We start from the raw sequence: 25910 nt of genomic DNA, 5'->3' as shown, positions 1-25910 counted from the left end.
AGGAGACATGTCGGTGAATTTCTTGCGCAAGGTATGCGCGGGCGTGGCTGCGTTCGCGCTCGCGACGGGCATCGCGTCGGCATCGCCGGACAAGCCCGTAATCGGGGTCGTCGTGAAGATCGGCGGCATTCCATGGTTCAACGCGATGGACGCGGGCATCAGGAAGCGCGCCGAGCAACTCGGCGTGAAGGCGTTCATGGTTGGGCCGACCAGCGCGGACCCGGCACTGCAAGTGCGTGCGATCGAGGACCTGATCGCGCAGAAGGTCGATGTGATCGGCGTGGTGCCGAACGATGCCGAGGTGCTCGAGCCGGTGCTGCAGCGCGCGCGGGCCGCCGGTATCAAGGTGATCACGCACGAATCGCCGAAGCAGAAGAACACCGACTGGAATTTCGAACTGGCGTCCGCGAAGGGTTTCGGCGAGGCGTACGCGAAGAACCTCGCCGCGGCGGTGGGCGGCAAGGGCGAATACGCGGTGTTCGTCGGCTCGCTGACGGTGCCGCTGCATAACGCGTGGGCCGATGCCGCGATCGCGTATCTGAAGGCCAACTTTCCGGACATGAAGCTCGTCGGCGATCGCTACGGCGTGGCCGAAGACGTGGACGCGTCGCGCAAGACCGCGCTCGATCTGATGCGCGCGCATCCGAACCTGAAGGCGATCCTGGCGTTCGGCAGCCAGGGGCCGATCGGCGCCGCGCGCGCGGTCGCCGAGAAGCAGGCGAAGGGCAAGGTCGTGGTGCTCGGGCCGTTCTCGCCGGGGCAGGGCCGCCGGCTCGTGCACGACGGCGTGCTGAACGGCGGCTACATGTGGAACCCCGAGCAGGCCGGCGAGGTGTTCGTCACGCTCGGCACGATGCTCGCGAAGGGGCAGCCGATCAAGGACGGCATGACGATTCCGGGGCTCGGCGTCGTGCATCCGGAAGGCCACAACCTGATCGTGAACCAGCTCGTCGAGCTGAACGCGAAAACCGTCGACGATCTCGCGAAGCAGGGGCTGTGAGCGGCATGCACGCGGGCGCGGTGCACCGCGCCGTGCGATGAAGTCGTTCGCCTTTCCCGTCGTTTCATAGCAGGTCGCACCGGAGCGTAGCGATGATGTCTGCCCATTCCCGTGAATCCGCGGCGTCCGGCCGGGCGAGCCCGCCGCCGGCCGCGTTCGCGGCCGATGCGCCGTTGCTCGAACTCGACAATGTATCGAAGACGTTCGGTGGCGTGCACGCGCTGCAACAGGTGCGGTTCGACGTGATGCCGGGCGAAGTACTGTGCCTGGCCGGCGAGAACGGCTGCGGCAAAAGCACGTTGATCAAGATCGTGAGCGGCGTCCATCGCCCGGAGTCCGGCGCGGTGATGCGCTTCGACGGCAAGCCGGCCGGCGATCTCGATCCGGCGCGGGCGCGCGCGCTCGGCATCCAGGTGATCTGGCAGGACCTCGCGCTGTTCCCCGAGATGACGGTCGCCGAGAACATCGCGTTCGAGCAGAACCTCGGCGCGCGTCCACGGCTGGTCGACTACGGGCGGATGAAGGTCGCCGCTCGGCAAATTCTCGCGCGGCTCGGCGTCGAGCTCGATCTCGGCAGGCCGGTGCGTACGCTCACGATCGCGCAGCGGCAGGTCGTCGCGATCGCGCGTGCGCTCGTCGCCCGGGCACGTCTCGTGTTCATGGACGAGCCGACCGCGTCCCTCAGCCATGCCGAGACGCAGGCACTGCTCGCGATCGTGCGCCGCCTGTCGGCCGACGGCATCGCGGTGGTGTTCGTCAGCCATCGGCTCGCGGAAGTGCTCGACGTGTGCGCGCGCGTGACGGTGCTGCGCGACGGTCGTCATGTCGGCACGTTTCCGACGAGCGGAATGACGCAGACGCGGCTCACCGAGCTGATGACGGGGCGCACCTTCGATTACGCGGTGCGCACGACCGACCTGTCGGCCGCGACCACGATGCTGCGCGTCGACGGCCTGTCGCGGCGCGGCGAGTACGCGGCCGTGTCGTTCCAGGTGCGGCGCGGCGAGATCCTCGGCCTGACGGGGCGTCTCGGCGCGGGGCGCACCGAGCTTGCGCTGTCGCTGTTCGGGATGACGCGACCGGACGCCGGCACGATCGCGCTCGATGGTCTGCCGCTGTCGCTGCGCTCCAATCGGGACGCGATTCGCGCGGGCATCGCGTACGTGTCGGAAGACCGCCTGCAACTGGGCCTCGTGCAGCCGCAATCGATCGGCGACAACACGGCGATCGCGGTGCTCGACGATCTGCTCGGTGCGGCCCGACTGATTTCGCCGCGGCGGCGCGATGCGTTGATCCGCGACTGGGTCGCGCGGCTCGCGGTGAAGATCGGCAGCCCCGACGACGCGGTGTCGACGCTGTCGGGCGGCAACCAGCAGCGCATCGTGCTCGCGAAATGGCTCGCGACGAAGCCGAAGCTGCTGATCCTCGATTCGCCGACGGTCGGTGTCGACGTGGGTGCACGCGCCGGCATCTTCGCGATCATTCACCGGCTCGCGGCGCAAGGCATGGCCATCGTACTGATTTCCGACGAGATTCCCGAGGTGTACTTCAACGCGGACCGCATCCTGCACATGCGCGACGGCCGTATCGTCGCCGAGTACGTGCCGGGTGGCACGCCGATCGATCACATCGAGCGAGACGTCCATGCGTAACCTCCGCACATTCGGCATCGGCTCGACCGAAGCGTGGCTGCTCGCGGTGATCGTCGCGATGGCGATCGGCCTCGGCATCGCGACGCCGACCTTCCTGACGCTGTCCAACCTGTTCGACCTGCTCAACCAGAGTGCGGTCAACATCATCTTCGCGGTGGGGCTGCTGATCGTGCTGATCGCAGGCGGCATCGACATTTCGTTCGCGGTCGGCGCGTCGGTGGTGCAGTACCTCGCGGCGCTCACGCTGATGCGGCTCGGCGGCGGAAACTGGGTGCTCGGCTTCGCGGTATCGGCCGGCTTCGGCATCCTGCTCGGTGCGGTGAACGCGACGATCATCTACCGGTTTCGCGTCGTGTCGATCGTCGCGACGATCGCGACCTTCAACATCTTCTTCGGCGGGCTGATGTTCGTGACGGGCGGCGTATCGATCTACGACTTGCCCGACTGGTGGACGAACCGCGTCACGCTCTTGCAGGCCGATACGCCAGGCGGCGTCGCATCGCTTGCGCTGCCGGTCGCGGTGATGGCCGCGGCCGTCGTCGCGACGTGGTTCCTGCTGCGGCGCACGACGCTCGGCCGCCAGCTCTATGCGACCGGCGACAACCCGGAAGCCGCGCGGCGCGTCGGCATCGATCTCGCGACGATGCATTACGTCGCATACGGCTGGCTCGGGATGATGGCGGGCATCGCGGGCCTGATGCAGGCGCATTACGTGCAGGAAGTCGTGCCGAACGCGCTGTACGGCCGCGAACTGGACGTGCTCGCGGCCGTCGTGCTCGGCGGCGCGCGGCTCGGCGGCGGGCGTGGCACGGTGCTCGGCGCGATCCTCGGCATCCTGCTCGTGTCGATCACCGCGAACGGGCTCAATCTGCTCGGCGTGTCGCCGTACGCTTTCAAGATGATCGTCGGTGCGGTCATCCTGGTCGCGATCACCGTGTCGAGCGACGGCGTCGCGCGGCTGGTCGGCTCGCGCTTCCTGTCGCCACGCGCGAGGACATGATCATGAAGCACGCCGAATCCCGGCGCTTTCCGTCGCTGTCCGTTCCGGCCGACGTGGCCGGCCTGCTGGGTTTTCTCGCGTGTGTCGTCGCGGCGATGAGCGTCGCGTCCGATCGCTTCCTGACGGGCGGCACGTTCGCGTCGATCGCATTCCAGCTGCCCGAGCTCGGCCTGTTCACGCTGGCGATGCTGATGCCGCTCGTGTCCGGCGGCTTCAATCTCGCCGTCACGTTTACCGCGAACATCGCGGGGCTCGCGATGGCGTGGGTGATCCAGTCGCACGGCGGCCCGGAGGCCGGCTTCGCGGCGGTCGCGCTCGGCATCGCGGCGGCGCTCGCGACGGGCGCGGCGGCCGGCTGGCTGATCGGCGCGGTGATCGCACATACGGGCGCGAGCCCGATCCTCGTGTCGCTGTCGGCGATGATCTTCCTGCGCGGTCTCGGCGAATTCCTCACGCGGGGCGGCGACATTTCCGGGTTTCCGCCGGCGGTCCGCGCGATGGGCAACGGGCTGTGGCTCGGCGTGCCGGCGCCGCTGTGGATCTTCACGGGCTGTGCGCTGCTGTGGCACGTCGTGATGACGTATTCGCGGCTCGGCTTCGTCACGCGGATGATCGGCTCGAATGCGGAAGCGACGCGCTACTCGGGCATCTCGACCACGCGGGCGATCACGCGCATCTACATGCTGTCGGGGCTGATGTGCGGCGTGGCCGGCGTCGTGATGCTGTCGCGCTTCAACTCGGTGCGTGTCGGCCACGGCGAGGCGTTCCTGCTGATCTCGGTGCTCGCCTGCTTTCTCGGGCGCGTCGATCCGTTCGGCGGCTTCGGTCGCGTCGCGCCGGTCGTGATCGCGCTCGTGATCCTGCAGGTGATCGCATCGGGCCTCAACCTGCTGGGTGCGAGCCAGCACCTGGCGACCGCGCTGTGGGGTGCGTTCCTGCTCGCGGTGATGCTGGTGCGCTGGGCATGGGCCCGGCATGCGTCGCGGCCGCGCAATCGCAATCGAATCGCGACGCCGGCGCTCGGCGGCCTCGAACCCTCTCAACGGAAGGAGACGAAATGAACAAGCTTGGCGTACATGCGCTGGTCTGGGAGGCCGGCTGGAGCCGCGACGCATGCGCGCGCGCGATCGCGAATACGGCCGAGACGGGCTTCGATTTCATCGAGGTGCCCGCACTCGATCCGGATTCGATCGACGCAGCGTTCACGCGGCGCGAACTCGAACGGTATGGCCTTGGCATCACGTTCTCGCTCGGGCTCGATGCGGAATCCGACATTTCAAGCGGCGATGCGCGGAAGGCCGCGCGCGGCAAGCAAAAACTCGAGGCCGCGCTGCGTGTCGCACGCGACTGCGGCGCGACCCACGTATGCGGGATCCTGTACTCGGCGTTTCAGAAGAATTTCACGCCGACGACGGCCGCCGGTGTCGCGATGTCCGCCGACATCCTCGCGCAGGTGGCGGACACGGCCGCGCAAAGCGGCATCACGCTCGGGCTTGAAGTCGTGAACCGCTACGAGTCGAATGTGCTCAACACCGCGTCTCAGGGTGTCGAGCTGTGCCGGCGCATCGGCCGGCCGAACGTGAAGGTGCATCTCGACACGTATCACATGCATATCGAGGAGTCGGACGTGATGTCGGCGATTCGCGACACCGGCGAGCAGCTCGGTTACGTGCACATCGGCGATTCGCATCGAGGGTATCTGGGATCGGGCAACGTCGATTTCACAGCGGTGTTTCGTGCGCTGGTGTTCAGCGGTTATACGGGGCCGATCACGTTCGAGAGTTTCTCGTCGCGCGTCGTCGGTCAGCCGCTCGAAGGCATTCTGGCGATCTGGCGCAACCTGTGGGAAGACAGTCACGACCTCGCGGCGCACGCGCTCGCCTTTACGCGCGTGCAGCTCAAGTCTGCGCGCGAGGCGCTGAAGCAGGCTGAACGGAGCCGGCTGGCGTGAGCGATGCGGCCATGGGCGCGCAACGGATCGACCGCGCGGCGCGTGGTCGCGATCGCCGGTGCGCCGGGCGCGATGCTCGTCCAGCGGTTGACCGCGCGATGGCGCGCCCTGGTGCGGCGCGTCGCACCCGCACCGGTGTCGGTGCTGTTCGTCGTGCTGTCCTTTACCGGCGTGGCGCTCGTCATCACGCGCGGCGACGTGATTGCCGCGCTGCACCAACCGCAGCACTACGCGGCCAACGCGTTGATCGTCGTCGGCGCGTTGTGCTGGGTCGTCTATACGTTCGGTGCAGCGCGTTTCACCGGCTGGTCGGCACTGAAATACACGACGTTCACGACGTGGCTGGGGCTGACCGCGATCGTCACGGTGAACGTGGTACTGGTCGCGACGCAGCGGGTCGCGGCGCCGTCATGGGCCGCCGTGCACGCGGTGCTGCCGCATCTCGCTTACATGGGGCCGGTGGCCGGCTTCGGCGCGATCCTGTTGTGGATGACCGGCAACCGCAACCTGGGGCCGATGAACGGCGTGCTGTTCATGGACATCGTGCCGATCACCGCGTTCGTCGTGTCCGCGATCACGGGCGTGGTGCCCAATCGCGCGCAGATAGCTGGCGCCGCGCTGACGGGCGTGGCGCTGATCCTCAACAATCTGTACTTGCGGCGTCGGGCACGACGCATCGGTGCGACGCTTGCGCGCGTGCCGTCGGCGTCCGCGTGATGGAGGACGACGGTGTTCGCGGACGCAACGCGCTTACGGAAACACCACCGTCCGATCCCCGTTCAAGAACACCCGCCGCTCGATGAACGCCTTCACCGCACGCGCGAGCGTGAGGCTTTCGACATCACGTCCCACCGCGAGCAATTGCTCGGGCCGCAGCGCATGATCGACGCGCTCGACGACCTGCTCGATGATCGGGCCTTCGTCGAGATCGTCGGTCACGAAGTGCGCGGTCGCGCCGATCAGCTTCACGCCGCGCGCATGTGCCTGGTGATACGGCTTCGCGCCCTTGAAGCCGGGCAGGAACGAGTGATGGATGTTGATCGCGCGGTTCGCGAGCTTCGCGCTCGTCTCCTGCGACAGCACCTGCATGTAGCGTGCGAGGATCACGAGTTCGGCGCCGCTCGATTCGAAGAAGTCGAGCCATTGCGCTTCCTGCTGCGCCTTGGTGTCGGCCGTGATCGGGAAGTGCCGGAACGGCAGCCCGTGCTGCGCGGCGAGCGGCTCGAAGTCGGGGTGGTTCGACACGATGCCGACGATGTCCATCTTCAGCTCGCCCATCCGCCAGCGGAACAGCAGATCCGCGAGGCAGTGTTCGAGCTTCGACACCATGATCAGCACCTTCGGCCGCGCGTTGACGTCGTGGATCGCCCATTGGATGTCGCCAGCGTGGCCGCCGAGTCCGGCCGCGATCGGCGCGAATTCCTGACGCAGCGCGTCGATCTGCAGCGTTTCATTCGTCGGATGAAAGACGCAGCGCACGAAGAAGCGGTTGCTGAGATCGTCGTCGAACACGTTCAGCGCATCGACGTAGCAGCGATGGCGATCGAGAAAGCCGACGACGGCGGCGACCTGACCGGCCGCGCTCGGGCACGACAGTGTCAGGACGAATTGATCGGGGCGGTGCTCGGCGGTCATGAGACTCCTCGGATGGCAGGGGCGCACGGCCGCGCGGCGGCGCATGACAGCGCCGCGCCGCGCGGGTGGCGGGAAGCTCAAGTAAATCAGGCCGATTTCGGCGCGGATAGAACCAACGCGCCGTGTGGCTGGTATCGGCGCGCCAGCGGACCGGGGCGGGGCTGGGGCCGGGGCAGGGCTGCGGCCGGCGCGGGCGGGCGCGCTGCGTCAGGCCCCCGCGCACGCGTCGAGCAGCCAGCGCCGGAATACGTGCGTCGCGTCCGGCTCGGGCCGCTGCGGCGGCCGCACCAGGAAGTAGCCGCGCGACGTGACGACGGGTGCATCGACCAGTTTCACGAGCTGGCCGGACGCGACGAGCTCGTCGACGAGCGGCGACCAGCCGAGCGCGACGCCTTCGCCGAGCAGCGCAGCATGGATCACCAGCGCATAGCTGTTGAAGGTCACGCCGCGGGCGGCGGCCGGCGGTTCGAGCCCGTGCGCGTCGAACCAGCCCGACCACGACAGCCAGCGCTCGGGGCGCGTCGGCTGCACGTGCAGCAGCGGCAGCGCGAGCAGGTGGTCGGGGCGCGCGACGCCCGGATGCGCGTCGCGGAACGCGGGCGAGCAGACGGGCGTGACGGATTCCGGGAACAGCCGCGCGGCCGTGCACGACGGCCAGTGGCCGTCGCCGAACAGGATCGCGATGTCGCCGTGGTCGCGCTGCGCGTCGTAATCCTGTGACGTGACGACGCGCACGTCGACGTCCGGCATCACGTGCTTCAGCCCGGCCAGGCGCGGCATCAGCCAGTAGGTCGCGAAACCGAAATCGGTGACGATCGTGAGTGCGCCGTGCTCGCGGCGCGCGCGCAGCGTCGCGGTCGCGCCGCGCAGCGTGTCGAGGCTCACCCGCACGGCTTCGTACAGGCACTGCCCGTCGGCCGTCAGCGTGACGCCCCGCGGGCTGCGTTCGAACAGCGGCACGCCGAGTTCGGCTTCGAGCTGGTACACCTGCTGGCTCACGGCCGGCTGCGTCGAGCCGAGCTCGCGCGCGGCGGCCGTGAAGCTCGCGAGCCGGGCGGCCGATTCGAACGCGCGCAGCGCCTGCATCGACGGTAACGGTTCGGGTTTCGACATAAGTCCCTCTAATGGCCCCATAAGGACCGGACGCCTACCCGCGCGAATTCGGGCGGGCGATAGTGCAGCGGACGGTATGGCACATGCGCTTCACGTGCAGCCGCGCAACACACTCCGCGATTCTAGCCAGCGCGGCCCCAGCGCGCGGCAATTTCTGCGGACCGCCTCCGTCATGCCGGACGCCTCGCTGCCCGAGCGGCGAGCCGTTCCATTCGAACACCGCTTTCCCCACGACCGCCGATGACGAATCCGACACCCAACATCCTGATCCTGATGGCCGACCAGCTCACGCCGTTCGCGCTGCCGGCCTACGGCAACCGCGTCGCCCGCACGCCGACGCTCGACCGGCTCGCCGCCGAAGGCGTGGTGTTCGACGCCGCGTACTGCGCGAGCCCGCTGTGCGCACCGTCGCGCTTCTCGCTGCTGACCGGCAAGCTGCCGTCGGGGATCGGCGCCTACGATAACGCCGCCGAATTGCCGGCGCAAACGCTGACGTTCGCGCACTACCTGCGCGCGGGCGGCTACCGGACGATGCTGTCCGGCAAGATGCATTTCTGCGGACCCGATCAGTTGCACGGCTTCGAGGAACGCCTCACGACCGACATCTATCCGGCCGATTTCGGCTGGGTGCCGGACTGGGACCAACCGACCGAACGGCCGAGCTGGTATCACAACATGAGCTCGGTGCTCGACGCCGGCCCGTGCGTGCGCACGAACCAGCTCGACTTCGACGACGAAGTGACGTTCGCCGCGAAGCAGAAGCTGTACGACGTCGCGCGCGAGCGCGCGGCCGGCCACGATGCGCGGCCGTTCTGCATGGTCGTGTCGCTGACCCATCCGCACGACCCGTATGCGATCACGCGCGAATACTGGGATCGCTACGACGATGACGAGATCGACATGCCGGCCGTGCGGCTCGATGCGGCCGAAAGCGATCCGCATTCGCAGCGGCTGCGTTTCGTCTGCGAGAACGACCGCACGCCGCCGACCGACGCGCAGATCCGCGCCGCACGCCGGGCGTATTATGGCGCGACGTCCTACGTGGACACGCAGTTCGGCAGCGTGCTGGCCGCGCTCGAGCAATGCGGGTTCGCCGACGACACGATCGTGATCGTCACGTCCGACCACGGCGACATGCTTGGCGAACGCGGGCTCTGGTACAAGATGACGTTCTTCGAAGGCGGCTGCCGCGTGCCGCTGATCGTCCACGCGCCGGGCCGCTTCGACGCCGCGCGCGTGCGCGGGCCCGTGTCGCACCTCGACCTGCTGCCGACGCTCGTCGAGCTGACCGGCGCCGCGCCCGCCGGCGGCTGGCCGGACCCGGTCGACGGCGCGAGCCTCGTGGCGCACCTGAACGGCACGCCCGCGCACGATGTCGCGCTCGGCGAATACCTCGCGGAAGGCGCGCTCGCGCCGGTCGTGATGATCCGCCGCGGCGACTGGAAATACGTGCATTGCCCGGCCGATCCCGACCAGCTTTACAACCTGTCGGACGACCCGCGCGAACTGACGAACCTCGCCGGGCAGCCTGAAGCCGCCGACGTGCTCGCCGCGTTCCGCGCGGAGGCCGCGCAGCGCTGGAACCTGCCCGAACTGGACCGGCAGGTGCGCGCGAGCCAGCGGCGCCGGCGTTTCCATTACGCGGCGACGACGCAGGGCCGCATTCAGGCGTGGGACTGGCAGCCGTTCACCGACGCGAGCCAGCGCTACATGCGCAATCACATCGAACTCGATACGCTCGAGGCGATGGCACGTTTTCCGCGCGTCGGGCGCTGAACGCACCGCATCGCGATCATTGAAGAACGACGGAGGAAGCGAACCATGAAACGGCAATGCAATGCAGCAATCCGAAGGATCGGCCCGGCGCTCGCCGCCGCCGCGTGCGTGGTGGCGACGCAGCCTGCGTACGCCGCCGATCCGCAGACGTGCGGCGACGTCAAGATGGCGGCGCCCGGCTGGACCGACATCGACGCGACGAACGCGATGGCGGGCGTCGTGCTGAAGGCGCTCGGCTACCGGCAGGACGTGGCGAACCTGTCGGTGCCGATCACGTACCAGGGGCTGAAGAAAGGGCAGGTCGACGTGTTCCTCGGCAACTGGATGCCCGCGCAGGCGCCGCTCGTGAAGCCGTTCGTCGACGAGAAATCGATCGACGTGCTGCACGCGAACCTGAGCGGCGCGAAGTTCACGCTCGCGGTGCCCGACTACGTGGCCGCCGCCGGCGTGCATACGTTCGCCGATCTCGCGCGCTACGCGGATCGTTTCGGCGGCAAGATCTACGGCATCGAGCCCGGCGCGCCCGCGAACCAGAACATCAAGCGGATGCTGTCCGACCACGCGCTCGGGCCCGCGAACTGGTCGCTGGTCGAGTCGAGCGAGACGGGCATGCTCACGCAGGTCGAGCGGGCGGTGCGCGACAAGCGCTGGATCGTGTTTCTCGCGTGGGAGCCGCATCTGATGAACACGAAGTTCCATCTGACGTATCTGTCGGGCGGCGATGCGTATTTCGGCCCGAACTATGGCGGTGCGACGGTCAACACGGTCACGCGTGCCGGGTTCGCCGGCCAGTGCACGAACCTCGCGCGGCTGTTCCGGCAGATGACGTTCTCCGTCGACGTCGAGAACCGGATGATCGCCGACATGCTCGACCACAAGACGTCGCCCGCGCTGGCGGCGCAGCATGCGCTGAAGGCCGAGCCCGCGCTCGTCGCCGGCTGGCTCGACGGCGTGACGACGGCGGCCGGCGCGCCGGGCCTGCCGGCCGTGCGCGCGGCCCTCGACGGTCACTGATTTCCTCCCTCCGGGCGGCCGGTTTTACCGCGCCGCCCGTCTACGTGTTTTCCCGACCCGTCGCATCGTGACCATTTAGTGTCGCCTACAGACGGGTGACGCGAAATATGGGTTTGTATTTTTCGCCAATGGCTGCGTTATTGCGGAAAACGAAATACCGCAGCCAGTAGACGTACCGAATTCGAATCAGCCGGCGTATCGCGGCACGCGCCAGGCCACGGTTCTTTCCATCGAACGGTTCAGGGAGGGTGGTCGACAATGAAGCAAAAGAAAGTCGCCGTAGCCGCCGCGCTTGCATGCGCGGCCTGTATTCCCGCCATCGGGCACGCGCAGAGCAGCGTGACGCTGTACGGGATTCTCGACGCCGGCATCACGTACGTGAACAACACGGGCGGTTCGCACGTGGTCAAGTTCGACGACGGCGTCGCCTACGGAAACCGCTTCGGCCTCAAGGGCACCGAAGACCTGGGCGGCGGCCTGAAGGCCGTGTTCGTGCTCGAGAGCGGCTTCCATCTCGGCAACGGGCAACTCGGCTTCGGCGGCGCGGAATTCGGCCGGCAGGCGTATGTGGGCCTGCAGAACGACTGGGGCACGCTGTCGTTCGGCAACCAGCTCGACATCACGAACGAACTCGTGTCGATCTACAACATTTCGGCGTGGGGCAGCGGCTATGCGATCCACCAGGGCGACTTCGACCGCTTCAACGGCGACCGCCTGCCGAATTCGGTGAAGTTCCTGTCGAACGACATGAGCGGCTTCAAGTTCGGCGCGATGTACTCGTTCGGCAACGTCGCGGGCAACTTCCATCGCAACAGCGCATGGAGCGCGGGTGCAAGCTTCACGAAGGGCGACTTCTCGATCGGCGCCGCGTACACGCGCCTGAACAACCCGAACGGCATCTACGCATTCGACCCGTACGCGATGATCGGCACGCATACGTTCCTCGGCCAGCAGACCGTCACGGTCGATCCGGCGACCGGCGCGCGCACCGACCTGTTCGCGAACACGCCGATGGACGTCGACAGCCAGGGCACGTTCGGCATCGGCACGAGCTACACGATCGGCAAGCTGACGCTCGACGCCAACTACTCGTACACGACGATCAAGGGCTTCGGCCAGTCGTCGCACATGCAGGTGTACGAAGGCGGCGGCCTGTACCAGTTCACGCCGGCGCTGAGCTTCATTGCGGGCTACCAGCACACGCGCTTCGAAGGCCATCACTGGAACCAGGGCACGGCGGGCCTGCATTACCTGCTGTCGAAGCGCACGGACGTGTACATCTCCGGCGACTACCTGCGCGCGTCGCAGGGCGTCGATGCGGTGGTCGGCTACAGCTTCACGCCGTCGACGACGCAGACGCAGGCCGACGTGCGGATCGGGATGCGGCATTCGTTCTGAGTGGGGGGCGGGATGGTGTGACGTCTTCAGCGAGGTCTCTCTTTGGCGCGAACCGCGGTTCGCGCTTTTTTTTGTGCGACGCGCGGGCTCGACGGCACTCGCGGCCGGCGGCCGGCCGGTTTTCGGCGGTTGGCATATCATCGCGGTTTGGCCGCGTCCGCACCGTTGCCGCGCGCACCTGCGTGCGTCGTCGTTTTCCCGAACGGTTGCGGTGCGCACCGCCAACCGCCGAGACCTCGATGACCACCCCCGTGCCCGATTCCAGTTCTTTATCCCCGTTACCCGCCAATCTGTTCCGCCACGCGCCGTTCCAGCGTTTCTGGGGCACGCGCGTGATGTCGTCGCTGGCTTTCCAGATCCTGTCGGTTGCCATCGGCTGGTACGTGTATGCATTGACGCACAGCGCATTCGCGCTCGGTCTGGTCGGCCTCGCGCAGTTCGTGCCGATGTTCGCGCTGACGCTCGTCGTCGGGCAGGTGGCCGACCGCTACGATCGCCGGCGCATCGCGACGATCTGTCAGGGCGTCGAGGCGCTGGCCGCCGGCGTGTTCCTGCTCGGCGCGGTGCAAGGGTGGCTGGCCGCGCCGGCCGTATATGCGCTCGCGGCAATCGTCGGCACGGCCCGCGCCTTCGAGTCGCCGTCGGTGTCGTCGCTGTTGCCGGCCGTCGTGCCGCGCACCGATTTGCCGCGCGCGACCGCGCTGTCGACGTCTGCCAACCAGGCCGCGCAGATTCTCGGGCCCGCGTTCGGCGGGTTACTGTATGGGCTCGGCGCGCCGGTCGCATTCGGCACGAGCGCCGTTGCGTTCGCAACTGCCGCGATGCTGAGCGGCACGATTCCGCTGCGCAGCACGCCACCCGCCCGCGAGCCGGTCACGCTGCGCTCGGTGTTTTCGGGTATCGCGTTCATCCGGTGCGAGCCGGCGATTCTCGGTGCGTTGTCGCTCGATCTGTTCGCCGTGCTGTTCGGCGGCGCGACCGCGCTGCTGCCGATCTACGCGCGCGACATTCTTCAGGTGGGCCCGTGGGGGCTCGGCGCATTGCGCGCGGCGCCCGCGGTCGGCGCGCTCGCGGGCACGCTGTGGCTCACGCGTTTTCCGTTGAAGGGCCGGCCGGGCCGCGCGATGTTCGGCGGTGTGATCGCATTCGGCGTCGCGACGATCGTGTTCGGGCTGTCGCGGCACTTCATGTTGTCGCTCGTGGCGCTGGCCGCGCTCGGCGCATCGGACGTGATCAGCGTCGTCGTGCGGCTGTCGCTCGTACAGCTGCGCACGCCGGACGAGATGCTCGGGCGCGTGAGTGCGGTCAATTCGCTGTTCATCGGCACGTCGAACCAGCTCGGCGAATTCGAATCCGGCGTGACGGCCGCGTGGTGGGGTGCGCCGACGGCAATCGTCGTCGGCGGCGCGGCCACGATCGCCGTCGCGCTTGCGTGGATGCGGTTGTTTCCGCAACTTACGCACATGAAGTCGCTCGAACGCGATCGGTGAGACCGGCCGTGCAATGATCGTTTCATCCGCAACGGTATGCCGATGTGTTCAAGCGGCCGGCGTCACGCGCACGGCCGTACCGTAGCAGATGACTTCGGTCACGCCGGTGCCGACCTCGGTCGAGTCGTAGCGCATCGCGACGACCGCGTTCGCGCCGAGCTTGCGGGCATCGTCGAGCATCTTGTCGAACGCGTGCTGGCGTGCCTTTTCGCACAGCGACGTATAGAGCGTGATGTTGCCGCCGAAGATCGTCTGCAGCGACGCGCCGAACGAGCCGACGATCGAGCGCGAGCGCACGATGATGCCCTGCGCGACGCCCAGCGAGCGGACGGTCGTATGGCCGGGGAGGTCGAATGCGGTCGTGACGCGGGCCGGCGACAGGTCGTCGATGGAGCGGGTGGGTTCGGTCATGGTGTGGGAGCGTGTAGCGAGTGGTCGAACGACGATTCTAGCCGGACCGAGAAAAGGCATTCGAACGGGCGTACCCACGCGGGTGAACGCCCGTTTCATTGCCGAACGTGCGAGCCGCTCGACGCGGAACGCTCAGCGCTTGACCGTCGCGCCGGCAATGCCGCCGAGATCGACCGCATAGGCCAGCGCGAGCTTGCCGAATTTCAGCGCATGGTTCGCTTGTCGATCCGAGTTTTCCAGCGTGTCGTTCACCGTGTGGATGTACGGGCTGTCGTTCTGATCGGCCTCGAACGGGAACGATGCCGGATACCCCTGCGCATTCCACGACGCGTGATCCGAGCAGGCATACCCGCACTGCGACGTGCCGATCGCAAGCTCCTGCAGGTAGGTCTTCGCCAGGTTCGTCACGTAGGTGTTCTGCGCCGCGTTCGTGTAGTCGGTGATCAGGTAGATATCCTTCGGATCGCCCTTGTAGTTCGTCATGTCGAGCTGCAGCACGCCGACCACGTTCGCATTCTGCGTGCGGAACTGCTTCGCGATCGCCTTCGAGCCGAGCAGGCCGGCTTCCTCGGCCGCATACCCGACGAACTTGATCGTCCGTTTCGGCCGGTAGTTGTTCGCTAGCAGCACGCGCAGCGCTTCGGTGAGGCTGGCGATGCCCGACGCATCGTCGTCGGCGCCGGGCGAGCGCGTGTTCTCCGTCGTGCGGCCGACGGTCGAATCGAGGTGGCCGCCGAGCACGACGGTGCCCGCGGCCGGGTCGCTGCCGCGGATCGTCAGGACCACGGATTTCTGCGGGAAACCCGTGTGCGCGAACTGTTCGACGGCGATGTCGGCGCGCAAAGCCGCCAGTTGCTTCCACTGCAACGCGAGCCAGTCGGACGCGGCGACGCCGTGCGACGTCGTGTAGTAGCGATTCGTGAAGCCGGACAGCGACGTGATCGTGCCGACGATGTTGCTGGCCTGCAGTTGCTGGACCCACGTGCCGATCTGCGGCACGTTCGACACCGTGTACGCAGCGCCGGCGGCCTGTTTCGCGAGCATTGCCGGCAACGGCTGGAGCGCCTGCCGTGCGTCGTCGAACGAATCGTGCACGACGTAGCCGGGCCCGTGGCCGCGCGTGCGGTGGACGGCGTGGGCCAGCTCGCTGAGCCGGGAATCGTCGATCTCGACGACGTGAACGGTTTCGCGGCGCGCGGCGCCGTCGGCTGTCTTGCCGGCGTCGACGGACGTGCTGTATTGCGCGGTTGCGGTCGCATCGATGCGTTGAAGCTGGCGGAACGCGGTGTCGCCGAGCGTGATCCAGACGGGCGTCGCATGCGCGGCGGCAGTCAACAGCATGCCGCCCAGCGCGGCGCTCAGGCGGGTCGATTTCAGAGTAGGCATGTTCGATCTCGTGAGGATGGCGATGTCGATGAAGGGAGCGCGTCGCAGATCGTGCGACGCGCTCCCGCCTGCTGCGGTATTACGACTTCTGCGGGACGGTCACGCCGTACGTGCAGCTCTTGTTGTACGCGTTGCCGATCGCGGCGAGTTGCGCGCTGCTGTAGCCGAGCGCGGATGCGGCCGCCAGCACGGCCTGCGCGGCGGCCTTCTGGTTGGTCGAGCTGTTGGTCATCGACAATCCCTTCAGGAACGCCTTGTCCATCGCCTGCGCGCCGATCGCATCGCGCGCGACGAGGTTGCACGACGCCCAGTACTGGCCGGCCGTGTGGATCTCCGCGCCGCGCGCCTGCGCATAGGTGCGCCCGACGTTCCAGTTGGTCACGCGGCCGCCCCAGAACTCGTTGTGACCGTCCCAGTTGTAGACCCAGTGATATTGCGCATCCGACGGGCTCCACTGGTTGAAGTCGCGGCTGTACGCGGCGGCGAGATAGTCGCCGGTGCCTTCCGACAAGCCTTCCTGTTGCGACAGGCCGCCGTTGGTGACCCAGTCGTGGATGCCGTGGCCGAGCTCATGGATCACGACGTCCGCGTCTTCCGCGTCGTCGACGCCGCCTTGCCCGAAGGTCAGCCGGCCGCTGCTCGACGAGTACGACGAGTTGTCGTCGCCCGATTCGCCGTGCGGGTCGTACTGCACGCCGCCCGTGTACTGGTACGGCAGCGCCTTGATGCCGAGCGTCTGGTTCACGTAACGCAGGAACGTGTCGATGTGGTAGTACGCGTTCACGGCCTCGAAATACAGGTTGCCGCGCGTGAACTCGAACGCGGGCGTCGACTGCGACGGGCAGGCCTTGTCGAGCGGCGCATCGAAGTCGACGCACGCCGCGTACGGGCCCGTCAGCGTGTAGCGCGTGCCCGACTGCGCGAGATCCTTCAACGTCACGCGCACGCGCGCGGCCGTGAGCTGCGTCGAATCGGCGTCGTTGCCGTCCTTGTAGCCGGTGCTGCCGTAGCTGCTCTTCGTCGGCGACAGCGGATCGGGGCGGAACACGAAGCCGGTGCCGTCGGTCGCGTAAAACGCCTTGTCCTCGGCGCGCAGCACTTCGCCGCTGCCCGAGTCGATCAGCAGTTCCCAGTCGCCCTTCGGGCCGTCCTGCGGGCGGCCGCGTACCTTCCACGCGGTATGCGTGCCGGCCTTGTCGACGAACGCGACGAGCTGCGCATCGAGATGCGTGAAGCCGCTCGCGCCGAGATACGCGCGGGCGCGATCGAGCGCCTGCTGCTGGTCGACGGCCTGCGACTTGCGCGTCGTCGCGACCACGCCGTTGATCGTGTTGCTCGCGACGTACAGGATGCGGCCGTCCTTCGCGACGGTCACCGCGATATCGCTGCCGTACACGGGCAGTCCGGCGGCCTGCTGCTGCAGGCGCACGACGGTGAAGTCGGCGTCGCTGCGTTCCGACGTGACGACGAGGCTTGCGAGCGCGGTCGCGTCGAGCCCGAGCTGCGCCGCTTGCGACGCGACGAAGTCGCGCGCGACGGCGGCGGGCGTCGCGGCGGCCTTCTTGACGCGATAGGCCGGGTTGTACAGCGTGACGGCGACGCCGTCCGCGCGGAATTGCCCGGCGGCCGTGTCGGCCTTCGCGGCCGGCGGCGCGACGCCGCGCGTCAGGCTTTCGCGCAGGCTCGCGGCCTGCGGATTCGACACTTTCGTATCGGCCAGGGTGGCGCCGACGATGCCGAAACCGAGCGCGAGACCCAGGGCGAGCGGCAATGCGTTGCGTGATGTCTGCATACGTGATCCTCATCTCAACGGTTGGACACACCCGCACGCTCGTGGCGAGCAGGCACGACACGGCCCGCGCGCCGGTTCGATGGAACCGGTGCGACGAAGCGGTGTTGGGAGTATCGACTGACTAAGGAACCCTAACTGTCAGGTCGAAAAGAAGCGGGCAGGCGAAGCGGAGGAGAAGCGAACGGCAGGCAGGTGCGGCGACGGCGAATCGAGCATCGTCATGTCATACCCCTCGGATCGATATTGGATATCGGTTGGCAGCCTGCGTGGCCCGACGTCCGTCGAGCCCGGCGATCGTGTCGTTAGGCTGCCTATCTAATTGCGAGGTATGTTACAGAATATTTTCAGCGAGATTCCAGATTATTTTCGACGACCGCTTCGGTCCGTCGACCAATCGCCGGCATTGTTCATCGAACGGCGGGAAACGCTGCCGGAACGCGCAATACCGCGCCGGATTGTGATCAAAGCCGTGACGATCAGCGTGTCGGCCGCCGGTCGCTGCGCGGGCTCATCCCGAATCGCGCGCGATAGGTGCGCGAGAAATGCGATGGCGATTCGAAGCCGCACGCGACGCACACCGACGTGATGCTCATGTCGGTCTGCTGCAGCAGTTCGCGTGCGCGATCGAGGCGCAGGTTCAGGTAGAAGTGCGTCGGCGTGTCGTTCAGCGTCGCGCTGAACAGCCGTTCGAGCTGGCGCCGCGTGATCGAGACTTCCCGCGCGAGCGCGTCGGAGCCGAGCGGGTTGTCCATGTGCCGCTGCATCGTGCCGATGACCTGGATCAGCTTGCGGTTGTGCACGCCGTAGCGCGCGGCGATCTCGAGCCGCTGGCTGTCCGAGCGCTGTCGGATGCGGCTCACGACGAACTGCTCGGAGATCGCCGCCGCGAGGTCGGCGCCGTGCCGGCGGCCGATCAGGTCGAGCATCATGTCGATCGACGCGGTGCCGCCCGCGCACGTGATGCGCCGGTCGTCGATCTCGAACAGCTCATGCGTCGCGTTCAGGCCGGGATAGCGCTCGCGGAACGCGGCCAGTGCTTCCCAGTGCAGCGTGAGCGGCTGCGACGCGCCGAACAGCCCGGCTTCCGCGAGCACGAAGCTGCCCGTATCGATGCCGCCGAGCGTTGCGCCATGCCGGTGCTGGCGGCGCAGCCAGTCGCCGAGCGTGCGCGTGTAGCACACGAGCGGATCGAAGCCCGCGACGACGAATACCGTATCGACCTGCGGGACGTCCGCGCACGCGGCTTCGGCGGCGACCGGAATGCCGTTGCTCGCGGCGACGGGTGCGCCGTCCGCGCTGATCACGTGCCAGCGATAAAGCTCGGTGCGAAAACGGTTCGCGACGCGCAGCGGCTCGACGGCGGCCATGAAGCCGAGCGCGGAGAAGCCGGGAAGCAGCAGGAAGTGGAAATCCTCGGGCATCGGGGCGTGGGGTGGAAGCAGGTGGTCGGCGCATGCCGTGCGACGCGTCGAGCGGGCCGGCGCGGGCCGTGCCCGACTCGCGGGCGCCGAACGTTCAAGCCGGGATTATCGCGTTTTTTTGCCGGCGCTCAGCGCGTTTTCGCACCTCGCACCGTCCGGCGCGCCGTCGTCGACGGCAATTCGCCGAACTGGGCCTTGTACGCGTTCGCGAAATGCCCGAGATGAATGAAGCCCCAGCGCGCGGCCGCTTCGCTGATCGGCAGGTCGGATTGCCGCGTGTCGAGCAGCAGGCGTCGCACCTGGGCGAGGCGCAGCGAGCGCGTGTAGTTGAGCGGACTCGTCTGTACGATCGACTGAAAGCTGTTCTGCATCGTGCGCCGGCTGACGCGCAGTCGCGTGCACAGGCTCAGGATGTCGACGGGCGCTTCCGGGTGCTCTATCACGTAGTCGTGCACGCGGCGCACGATGTCGGCGTGGCAGGCGTGCGTGAGCCGGTTCGGCGGCTCGGGCATCCGGTACGTGAGGAGATCGACCAGCACGTTGCCGACGCTGGCGCGTATCGCGCATTGCGTGCGTGCCGCATCGAACGCATCGGGCGCCGACAGCACGCGTTCGAGCAGCGTCGCGAGTTGCACGCTCGCGCGTTCGCGCGCGGCGACCGGCACCTCGACGACACCGCGCCGCAGTGCGCGTGCGTCCAGCCGGACGTCGGCTGCATCTTCGATTTGCTGCATCAATTCGGGTTCGACGACCACGCCGATCAGCGACATGTCGTCGGGTGAATGGAGTTCGAACGGTGTGCCGCCACGCGCCATCACGATCGTGCCGCGCTCGATGCGCACATCGCCGAAGGCGAACGTGCCCGAGCCGGTGAGCGGCATCCCGAACACCGTATGGCCGTGCGGCAAGCATCCGCGCTGGATGATGCGTACGTTCGCCGCTTCCTGGAACAGTTGCACGCCGTCGAGCACCGCGTGTTTGACCGCGCTGCGATACGAGCCGGCCCCGATCTGTTCGTACCGCTGATTCCAGCCGCGCAGCGCCTCGGCATGCCGGTCTGCGTCGTCGAACCTCTGATGTAACACGAGCACGGCGCCTCCGGCGATCTTCGGACCGCGCAAGATTAAACCGGCCGAGCGGTCGGCGCAATACGGGGGAGCGCTATTGCGCGTGCGTGCTTCAGAGGGTCGAAAGGTGCGCGGCTGCGCCGCTTTCACGTGCATTTCCAATATCCCGAATCGGCACGCACGCGTTGCCAGTCCGGGTGCTGAGCAGATTTATTGTCGAACTACAGTCGCCCCACATAACGTGAATTCCCATTGGAGGCGGCATGAGGACAAGGCGACGAACCGCGACGCTCGCGGCGACGCTGGCGTTGGCGGCAGCATGGGCCGGCGGCACGAACGCGGCGGAAAAGCCCGAAGAACTGGTCGTGCAGAAGATGCCGCCGTGGCATCCGCACGAGGTTTATATCGTCGACATCTCGATGCCGTCGATGACCGACGGGCGCATCCATGTGTACGACGCCGACGCGAAGAAGCTGCTCGGCCAGATCGACGGCGGTTTCGCCCCCGGCTTCGCGATTTCGCCCGACCGCAAGACGAGCTTCGTCGCGACGACCTACTTCTCGCGCGGCTCGCACGGCACGCGCACCGACGTCGTCGAGACGATCGACAACGCGACGCTCGATCACGCGGGCGAGATCGTGATTCCGGCGAAGCACGGGCAGCACGTGCCGTCGCCGTACAACACCGCGTTCAGCGCCGACGGCAAGCGGCTGTACGTCGCGAACATCACGCCGGCCGCATCGGTGACGGTGATCGACACCGTCTCGAAGAAGGTGCTGTCGGAAATCGACATGGCCGCGTGCGTGCTCGCGTATCCGTCGGGCAACGACCGCTTCACCGCGCTGTGCGAAAGCGGCAAGGCGCTGACCGTCACGCTCGACGCGAACGGCAAGGAAACGAAGCGCACGATGTCGGACACGTTCATCGACGTCGACAAGGATCCGGCGTTCGTGAACGCGTCGCGGTACAAAGGCGACTATCTGTTCACCACCTACGGCGGCAACGTGCGCAGTGCCGATTTCAGCGGCGACAAGCCGGCATTCGGCAAGCCGTGGTCGTTGCTGACGGCCGCCGAGCGCGCGGAAGGCTGGCGCCCGGGCGGCATGCAGCAGACGGCCGTGCACGCGAAGCAGAACCGTTACTACGTGCTGATGCACCGGGGCGGCGACGGCTCGCACAAGGATCCCGGCACGCAGGTGTGGGTGGTTGACCTGAAGTCGAAGCAGCGCGTCGCGCGCTGGGATCTCGCGCAGCAGAAGGTCGATCCACTCGTGTCGATCCAGGTCAGCGAGGACGACAAGCCGCTGTTCTACGGGCTGACGGCGACCTCCGACCTGGTCGTGATGGATGCGCGCACCGGCAAGCTGCAGCACGTCGAGAAGCAGATCGGCAATACGTCGTCGCTGCTCGTCAACCCGTGAGGCCGCGATGACCCTCGATCCCGTACTCGCCACCAGCGCGCAGGCCGGTGCGGCCGCCGTCGTGCTGCTCGGCGCCTTCGCGAAGATGCGCCGGCCCGCCGCGTTCCGCCAGGCGCTCGCCGGCTACCGGCTGCTGCCCGATGCGCTGAGCGTGCCCGTTGCGTTCGCGATTCCGTTGGCTGAAGCGATCGGCGCCACGGCGCTGCTGTTTCCCGATACGCGCATGGCCGGCGCGATCGCGCTGATCGTGCTGCTCCTGGCGTTCGCGGCCGGCCTCGCGATCAACCTGCTGCGCGGCCACACCGACATCGACTGCGGCTGTTCCGGCTTCACCGCCGCCCGTGCGGACGCACCGCGCGGCATCGGCTGGCTGCATGTCGGCCGCGTGCTGCTGCTCGTCGCGCTGGTCGCGACCTCGTTCGTCGAACCGGGCACGCGCGCCGTGGTGTGGTTCGACTACCTGACGCTGTTCTTTTCCGTGCTGCTGATCGTCTGCGCGCTGCTCACCGTCGACGTGCTGCTCGCCAACGTCCCGCGCCTTGCCCACCTGAGGAATTCATGATGCAAACCGCTCTCACCGTTTCCACCGCCCTGTTGTGGGTGGCCGTCCTCGCGCTCGGCGCAATCTGCCTCGCACTGGTACGCCAGATCGGCATCCTGTACGAACGCATCATGCCGGCCGGCGCGCTGATGATCGACAAGGGGCCGGCGGTCGGCGCGATCGCGCCGACGTTCGAACTGACCGACATTCGCGGCTCGCACGTGAAGGTCGGCGGCATCGACGCATCGGGCAAGGCGACGCTGCTGTTCTTCCTGTCGCCGACGTGCCCGGTCTGCAAGAAGCTGCTGCCGCTGCTGCCGTCACTGCAGGCCAGCGAAGCGACCCCGGTGAACATCGTGCTCGCGAGCGACGGCGATGCCGACGAACACGCGCGCTTCGCGCGAAAGCACGACCTCGGGCGCTTCCCGTACGTGCTGTCGCAGGAGCTCGGTCTCGCGTATCAGATCGGCAAGCTGCCGTATGCGGTGCTGCTCGACGAAACGGGCACGGTGCGCGCGAAGGGGCTCGTCAACACGCGCGAGCATCTCGAGAGCCTGTTCGAGGCGAAGGAGCGCGGCGTCGCGTCGCTGCAGCAGTACGTGCACGGCGATCACGGCCACGATGCCCACGACGGGCACGCGCAGCACGCATGAGCGGCCGAACCTTTTTCAACGTCATTGGAGAACGACGACATGGGCGTGTTTGATTCATGGTTCGAGCGGTCGGCGCGCGGCGTCGCGCAGCACAGTTCGCGGCGCAGCGCGATGGCGAAGCTCGGCAAGGTGCTGGTGGGTTCGGCGCTGCTGCCGCTGCTGCCCGTCGACCGCACCGCGTACGCGGCCGAGGCGGCATCCGGGGCGTCGGGCGCATCCGGCACGGCCGCATCGGGCGCAAGCGACGACCCGATGAGCTGCGACTACTGGAAATACTGCGCGATCGACGGCTGGCTTTGCAGTTGCTGCGGCGGAACGTCGAGCAGTTGCCCGCCGGGTACGACGCCTTCGCCGATCACATGGATCGGCACCTGCCGAAACCCGCACGACGGGTCGGACTACATCGTTTCGTACAACGATTGCTGCGGCAAGACCTCGTGCGGCAAATGCTTCTGCAACCGCAACGAGCGCGAGAAGCCGCTGTACAAGCTGTCGCTGAACAACGACATCAACTGGTGCATGGCGAACGGTAATTCGAATTACCACTGTTCGGTTTCGGTTCTGCTGGGAGCGGCAAAACAATGAACGTGAAGCAGGCAGGAAAGATCGCCGTGGCGTGCATGACGGCCGTTGCGGCCTTCGCGTTGCCCGGCGCGGCCGGCGCACAGGAAACCGTGCATTACCCGGCCGGGAAAGGCGTGTTCGACACGCAGTGCGCGGTGTGTCACCGGGCGGGCGGGAAAGGGCAGGACGGCCTTGCGCCGCCGCTCACCGAGTATCCGGGCAAGTATGCGGCGACGGAAGCCGGGCGTGCGCAGCTGATCGCGACGCTGCTGCACGGGATGTTCGGCGAGATCGAGGTGCACGACAAGCGCTACAACTTCAAGATGCCGTCGTTCGCGAGCGCAAGCGACGACGACATCGCGCACGTGCTCAACTACGTCGTATTCGACCTCGACGCGCAGCATGGCGATGCGAAGCCGTTCACGGCGGCCGATATCCGTGCGGCACGCGCGAAGCCGATGGACGGCACGGCCGTGCATGCGCAGCGCGCGGTGGTGATCAAGGGGCTCGGCCTGTGAACGGCGTTCGCGTGCCGGTGCAGGGTACGCGGCGCGCGCCGTCGTCGCGGCTCGGCGGCCTGTCGCATCGCCTGTCGTCCCGGCTGCTGCTGGCGAGCGCCGCGGCTTGCGCGTTTGCCGCACCCGCGCATGCGGACGGCGCGGCCGGTGCTGTCAATGCGGCGCTTGCACGGCAGCACTGGGTGCTCAACTGCATGGGCTGCCACACGGCGACGGGCGGCGGCATTCCCGGCAAGGTGCCGCCGCTCGCGAATTCGCTCGGCTATTTCACGCATCTGCCGGCCGGGCGCGAGTACGTGATGCGCGTGCCCGGCGCGTCGAACTCGGCGCTGTCGGATCGGGAGCTGGCCGACGTGCTGAACTGGCTGCTCACGACGATGAACCGCGACGCGCTGCCGCGCGACTTCAAGCCCTATACGGCCGCCGAAGTTGCCGCGCACCGCGGTCCCGCACTGTCCGATGTCGCGACCGTGCGCGCCGGTCTCGTCCGCGCGTTGCAGGCGCACGGGATCGACGGCGTCGCGGACCGCTACTGACCGACTCACTCAACGAATCAGGAAAACGTGAACATGGAGACGAACGAAACCTTTCCGCTGCTCGACGCAACCCGCGCGTTTCTCGCGAAGCCGAAGAAGATGCTGATCGGCGCCGAGTGGAGCGACGCCGCGTCGGGCCGCCAGATCGAGGTCGTGAATCCGGCCGACGGCACCGTGCTCGCACGCGTGCCCGAAGCGGATGAACGCGACGTGCAACAGGCGGTCGCCGCCGCGCGCCGTGCATTCGATGCGGGCCCGTGGCGCAGCGCGAAGACCACCGATCGCGAGCGCCTGATGCTCGTGCTCGCCGACCTGATCGAAGCCAACGCGCGTGAGCTCGCCGAGATCGAATCGCTCGACAACGGCAAGCCGGTGACGGTCGCGCAAGGGCTCGACGTCGCGATGGCCGCGCAGTGCTTCCGTTACATGGCCGGCTGGGCGACGAAGATCGAAGGCAGCGTGATCGACGCCGGCATGCCGTACCTGCCGGACAGCGAGATCTTCGCCTATACGCGCAAGGAACCCGTCGGCGTGGTCGGCGCGATCATTCCGTGGAATTTCCCGCTGCTGATGGCCGCATGGAAAATCGCGCCGGCACTCGCGACCGGCTGCACGGTCGTGCTGAAGCCCGCCGAAGACACGCCGCTGAGCGCATTGCGGCTGGGCGAGCTGATCCAGGCGGCCGGGTTCCCGGACGGCGTCGTCAATATCGTCACCGGCTACGGTCACACGGCAGGCGCGGCGCTGTCGCGCGATCCGCGCATCGACAAGATCGCATTTACCGGGTCGACGCAGACGGGCAAGACGATCGGCCATGCGGCGCTCGACAACATGACGCGGATGTCGCTGGAACTCGGCGGCAAGTCGCCGGTGATCGTGCTGCCCGACGTCGATCTCGACAAGGCCGCACTGGGTGTCGCGAACGCGATCTTCTTCAACCAGGGGCAGGTGTGCACGGCCGGTTCGCGCGCGTACATCCATTTGAAGGTGTTCGATGGCGTGATCGAGCGCGTCGCGAAGATCGCGGCGAGCCTGAAGATCGGCCCGGGGATGGACCCGTCGACGCAGATCGGGCCGCTCGTCTCGGCGAAGCAGCGCGAGCGCGTGTGCGGGTACATCGACTCGGGGTTCGGCGAGGGCGCGCGTGCCGCCGCGGGCGGCCGCGCGATCGACGGCCCGGGCTTCTTCGTCGAACCGACGGTGCTGGTCGATACGACGCACGCGATGCGCGTGGTGCGCGAGGAAATCTTCGGGCCGGTGCTCGTCGCGATGCCGTTCGACGACATCGATACGGCCGTGCGGCTCGCGAACGACACGCCGTATGGCCTCGGCGCGAGCATCTGGTCGAACGATCTCGCGGCGATCCACAAGCTGATCCCGCGTATTGCCGCGGGCACCGTATGGGTCAACTGTCACTCGCGGCTCGACAACGCATTGCCGTTCGGCGGGATGAAGCAGTCGGGCTTCGGCCGCGAACTCGGCCGTGCGGTGATCGATCAGTACACGGAAAGCAAGTCGGTGATGATGAACTACGCGTGAGCGTCGCGGCGAGTGCGTGCGTTCTCGGCGTA

Annotated in this window: 24 protein-coding genes; 17 read left to right on the top strand and 7 right to left on the bottom strand. The window is 67.5% G+C overall.

From position 1 onward, the window contains the following. The first annotated feature begins 7 nt into the window (after nt 1-7). The 6 genes from CFB46_RS29750 (at nt 8) to CFB46_RS29725 (ending at nt 6320) form a co-directional block, all read left to right on the top strand. A complete protein-coding gene (locus tag CFB46_RS29750; RefSeq protein ID WP_089502206.1) occupies nt 8-1000 on the top strand; it encodes a substrate-binding domain-containing protein in 993 nt (330 codons plus the stop codon). Between the two features lie 92 nt (nt 1001-1092). Beyond that, nucleotides 1093-2652 carry a sugar ABC transporter ATP-binding protein gene (locus tag CFB46_RS29745; RefSeq protein WP_089502205.1) on the top strand — a complete coding sequence of 520 codons (1560 nt, stop codon included), beginning with the start codon at nt 1093-1095 and terminating at the stop codon, nt 2650-2652. Continuing rightward, on the top strand, nt 2645-3652 hold the full coding sequence (locus tag CFB46_RS29740) for an ABC transporter permease (protein ID WP_027781309.1): 1008 nt from the start codon (nt 2645-2647) through the stop codon (nt 3650-3652). The genes CFB46_RS29745 and CFB46_RS29740 overlap by 8 nt, the downstream gene beginning before the upstream one ends. Nucleotides 3653-3654: 2 nt before the next feature. After that, complete coding sequence (locus tag CFB46_RS29735; RefSeq protein ID WP_105133124.1) at nt 3655-4713, top strand: ABC transporter permease; 1059 nt, start codon at nt 3655-3657, stop codon at nt 4711-4713. Further along, nucleotides 4710-5603, top strand: coding sequence for a sugar phosphate isomerase/epimerase family protein (locus CFB46_RS29730; protein ID WP_089502418.1), 894 nt, complete (start codon nt 4710-4712; stop codon nt 5601-5603). The genes CFB46_RS29735 and CFB46_RS29730 overlap by 4 nt, the downstream gene beginning before the upstream one ends. A gap of 3 nt (nt 5604-5606) precedes the next feature. After that, a complete protein-coding gene (locus tag CFB46_RS29725) occupies nt 5607-6320 on the top strand; it encodes an EamA family transporter (RefSeq protein ID WP_179235132.1) in 714 nt (237 codons plus the stop codon). A 33-nt stretch (nt 6321-6353) separates the two neighbouring features. Here the strand turns inward: CFB46_RS29725 and purU are convergent, their stop codons facing one another. Both purU and CFB46_RS29715 read right to left on the bottom strand, forming a co-directional pair. Continuing rightward, nucleotides 6354-7238 carry a formyltetrahydrofolate deformylase gene (purU, locus tag CFB46_RS29720; protein WP_089502204.1) on the bottom strand — a complete coding sequence of 295 codons (885 nt, stop codon included), beginning with the start codon at nt 7236-7238 and terminating at the stop codon, nt 6354-6356. 207 nt (nt 7239-7445) lie between these two features. Beyond that, nucleotides 7446-8351 (bottom strand): choline sulfate utilization transcriptional regulator, encoded by a 906-nt coding sequence (locus CFB46_RS29715; protein WP_089502203.1) that lies wholly within the window; start codon nt 8349-8351, stop codon nt 7446-7448. A 240-nt stretch (nt 8352-8591) separates the two neighbouring features. On the opposite strand from CFB46_RS29715, the gene betC reads away from it, so the two are divergent. The 4 genes from betC to CFB46_RS29690 all read left to right on the top strand — a co-directional run bounded on the left by betC (nt 8592) and on the right by CFB46_RS29690 (nt 14029). Next, entirely contained in the window at nt 8592-10127 is a 1536-nt protein-coding gene (betC, locus tag CFB46_RS29705) for a choline-sulfatase (RefSeq protein WP_089502202.1), read from the top strand. Between the two features lie 45 nt (nt 10128-10172). Then, entirely contained in the window at nt 10173-11141 is a 969-nt protein-coding gene (gene choX / locus CFB46_RS29700; RefSeq protein WP_089502201.1) for a choline ABC transporter substrate-binding protein, read from the top strand. Nucleotides 11142-11399: 258 nt separating this feature from the next. Next, nucleotides 11400-12539: a porin gene (locus CFB46_RS29695; protein ID WP_027781303.1), complete on the top strand. Its 1140-nt coding sequence runs from the start codon at nt 11400-11402 to the stop codon at nt 12537-12539. A gap of 239 nt (nt 12540-12778) precedes the next feature. After that, nucleotides 12779-14029: an MFS transporter gene (locus tag CFB46_RS29690; RefSeq protein WP_089502200.1), complete on the top strand. Its 1251-nt coding sequence runs from the start codon at nt 12779-12781 to the stop codon at nt 14027-14029. Between the two features lie 48 nt (nt 14030-14077). On the opposite strand, the gene CFB46_RS29685 is transcribed toward CFB46_RS29690, so the two are convergent. The 5 genes from CFB46_RS29685 to CFB46_RS29665 all read right to left on the bottom strand — a co-directional run bounded on the left by CFB46_RS29685 (nt 14078) and on the right by CFB46_RS29665 (nt 20130). Then, nucleotides 14078-14440, bottom strand: coding sequence for a YbjQ family protein (locus tag CFB46_RS29685; RefSeq protein WP_089502199.1), 363 nt, complete (start codon nt 14438-14440; stop codon nt 14078-14080). A 132-nt stretch (nt 14441-14572) separates the two neighbouring features. Beyond that, nucleotides 14573-15826, bottom strand: coding sequence for a M20/M25/M40 family metallo-hydrolase (locus CFB46_RS29680; protein WP_089502198.1), 1254 nt, complete (start codon nt 15824-15826; stop codon nt 14573-14575). A gap of 79 nt (nt 15827-15905) precedes the next feature. Further along, entirely contained in the window at nt 15906-17618 is a 1713-nt protein-coding gene (locus CFB46_RS29675; protein WP_089502197.1) for a peptidase, read from the bottom strand. Between the two features lie 476 nt (nt 17619-18094). Next, nucleotides 18095-19039, bottom strand: a complete 945-nt coding sequence (locus tag CFB46_RS29670; RefSeq protein WP_027781298.1) for a GlxA family transcriptional regulator — start codon at nt 19037-19039, stop codon at nt 18095-18097. A 128-nt stretch (nt 19040-19167) separates the two neighbouring features. Next, entirely contained in the window at nt 19168-20130 is a 963-nt protein-coding gene (locus CFB46_RS29665; protein ID WP_027781297.1) for a helix-turn-helix domain-containing protein, read from the bottom strand. 239 nt (nt 20131-20369) lie between these two features. Here CFB46_RS29665 and CFB46_RS29660 point away from each other — a divergent pair, with 239 nt between their 5' ends. Genes CFB46_RS29660 through CFB46_RS29630 form a run of 7 tightly spaced genes read left to right on the top strand, consistent with a single transcriptional unit; the run spans nt 20370 to nt 25878 of the window. After that, entirely contained in the window at nt 20370-21527 is a 1158-nt protein-coding gene (locus CFB46_RS29660; protein ID WP_089502196.1) for an amine dehydrogenase large subunit, read from the top strand. A gap of 7 nt (nt 21528-21534) precedes the next feature. After that, nucleotides 21535-22089 carry a MauE/DoxX family redox-associated membrane protein gene (locus CFB46_RS29655; protein ID WP_089502195.1) on the top strand — a complete coding sequence of 185 codons (555 nt, stop codon included), beginning with the start codon at nt 21535-21537 and terminating at the stop codon, nt 22087-22089. Next, nucleotides 22086-22721, top strand: a complete 636-nt coding sequence (gene mauD, locus CFB46_RS29650; RefSeq protein ID WP_089502194.1) for a methylamine dehydrogenase accessory protein MauD — start codon at nt 22086-22088, stop codon at nt 22719-22721. Before CFB46_RS29655 ends, mauD begins: the two co-directional genes overlap by 4 nt. Nucleotides 22722-22760: 39 nt before the next feature. Further along, nucleotides 22761-23306, top strand: coding sequence for a methylamine dehydrogenase light chain (locus tag CFB46_RS29645; protein ID WP_027781293.1), 546 nt, complete (start codon nt 22761-22763; stop codon nt 23304-23306). Next, the gene (locus CFB46_RS29640; protein ID WP_089502193.1) at nt 23303-23803 is read left to right on the top strand and encodes a c-type cytochrome; all 501 of its coding nucleotides are present in this window, start codon (nt 23303-23305) and stop codon (nt 23801-23803) included. The genes CFB46_RS29645 and CFB46_RS29640 overlap by 4 nt, the downstream gene beginning before the upstream one ends. After that, complete coding sequence (locus CFB46_RS29635) at nt 23800-24339, top strand: c-type cytochrome (RefSeq protein ID WP_089502192.1); 540 nt, start codon at nt 23800-23802, stop codon at nt 24337-24339. Before CFB46_RS29640 ends, CFB46_RS29635 begins: the two co-directional genes overlap by 4 nt. A 33-nt stretch (nt 24340-24372) precedes the next feature. Next, on the top strand, nt 24373-25878 hold the full coding sequence (locus CFB46_RS29630; protein ID WP_089502191.1) for an aldehyde dehydrogenase family protein: 1506 nt from the start codon (nt 24373-24375) through the stop codon (nt 25876-25878). The last annotated feature ends 32 nt before the right edge of the window (nt 25879-25910 follow it).

Source organism: Burkholderia sp. HI2761, from assembly GCF_002223355.1.
Taxonomy (GTDB): Bacteria; Pseudomonadota; Gammaproteobacteria; order Burkholderiales; family Burkholderiaceae; genus Burkholderia.
Note: the sequence above shows the minus strand (reverse complement) of the source record. Positions and strands in the feature narration are given on the sequence as shown.

What these genes read in the sequence shown, in the direction of transcription:
- CFB46_RS29750 (WP_089502206.1), top strand. Translation starts at nt 8, where the DNA reads ATGTCGGTGAATTTCTTGCGCAAGGTATGCGCGGGCGTGGCTGCGTTC.
- CFB46_RS29745 (WP_089502205.1), top strand. Translation starts at nt 1,093, where the DNA reads ATGATGTCTGCCCATTCCCGTGAATCCGCGGCGTCCGGCCGGGCGAGC.
- CFB46_RS29740 (WP_027781309.1), top strand. Translation starts at nt 2,645, where the DNA reads ATGCGTAACCTCCGCACATTCGGCATCGGCTCGACCGAAGCGTGGCTG.
- CFB46_RS29735 (WP_105133124.1), top strand. Translation starts at nt 3,655, where the DNA reads ATGAAGCACGCCGAATCCCGGCGCTTTCCGTCGCTGTCCGTTCCGGCC.
- CFB46_RS29730 (WP_089502418.1), top strand. Translation starts at nt 4,710, where the DNA reads ATGAACAAGCTTGGCGTACATGCGCTGGTCTGGGAGGCCGGCTGGAGC.
- CFB46_RS29725 (WP_179235132.1), top strand. Translation starts at nt 5,607, where the DNA reads ATGCGGCCATGGGCGCGCAACGGATCGACCGCGCGGCGCGTGGTCGCG.
- purU (WP_089502204.1), bottom strand. Translation starts at nt 7,238, where the DNA reads ATGACCGCCGAGCACCGCCCCGATCAATTCGTCCTGACACTGTCGTGC.
- CFB46_RS29715 (WP_089502203.1), bottom strand. Translation starts at nt 8,351, where the DNA reads ATGTCGAAACCCGAACCGTTACCGTCGATGCAGGCGCTGCGCGCGTTC.
- betC (WP_089502202.1), top strand. Translation starts at nt 8,592, where the DNA reads ATGACGAATCCGACACCCAACATCCTGATCCTGATGGCCGACCAGCTC.
- choX (WP_089502201.1), top strand. Translation starts at nt 10,173, where the DNA reads ATGAAACGGCAATGCAATGCAGCAATCCGAAGGATCGGCCCGGCGCTC.
- CFB46_RS29695 (WP_027781303.1), top strand. Translation starts at nt 11,400, where the DNA reads ATGAAGCAAAAGAAAGTCGCCGTAGCCGCCGCGCTTGCATGCGCGGCC.
- CFB46_RS29690 (WP_089502200.1), top strand. Translation starts at nt 12,779, where the DNA reads ATGACCACCCCCGTGCCCGATTCCAGTTCTTTATCCCCGTTACCCGCC.
- CFB46_RS29685 (WP_089502199.1), bottom strand. Translation starts at nt 14,440, where the DNA reads ATGACCGAACCCACCCGCTCCATCGACGACCTGTCGCCGGCCCGCGTC.
- CFB46_RS29680 (WP_089502198.1), bottom strand. Translation starts at nt 15,826, where the DNA reads ATGCCTACTCTGAAATCGACCCGCCTGAGCGCCGCGCTGGGCGGCATG.
- CFB46_RS29675 (WP_089502197.1), bottom strand. Translation starts at nt 17,618, where the DNA reads ATGCAGACATCACGCAACGCATTGCCGCTCGCCCTGGGTCTCGCGCTC.
- CFB46_RS29670 (WP_027781298.1), bottom strand. Translation starts at nt 19,039, where the DNA reads ATGCCCGAGGATTTCCACTTCCTGCTGCTTCCCGGCTTCTCCGCGCTC.
- CFB46_RS29660 (WP_089502196.1), top strand. Translation starts at nt 20,370, where the DNA reads ATGAGGACAAGGCGACGAACCGCGACGCTCGCGGCGACGCTGGCGTTG.
- CFB46_RS29655 (WP_089502195.1), top strand. Translation starts at nt 21,535, where the DNA reads ATGACCCTCGATCCCGTACTCGCCACCAGCGCGCAGGCCGGTGCGGCC.
- mauD (WP_089502194.1), top strand. Translation starts at nt 22,086, where the DNA reads ATGATGCAAACCGCTCTCACCGTTTCCACCGCCCTGTTGTGGGTGGCC.
- CFB46_RS29645 (WP_027781293.1), top strand. Translation starts at nt 22,761, where the DNA reads ATGGGCGTGTTTGATTCATGGTTCGAGCGGTCGGCGCGCGGCGTCGCG.
- CFB46_RS29640 (WP_089502193.1), top strand. Translation starts at nt 23,303, where the DNA reads ATGAACGTGAAGCAGGCAGGAAAGATCGCCGTGGCGTGCATGACGGCC.
- CFB46_RS29630 (WP_089502191.1), top strand. Translation starts at nt 24,373, where the DNA reads ATGGAGACGAACGAAACCTTTCCGCTGCTCGACGCAACCCGCGCGTTT.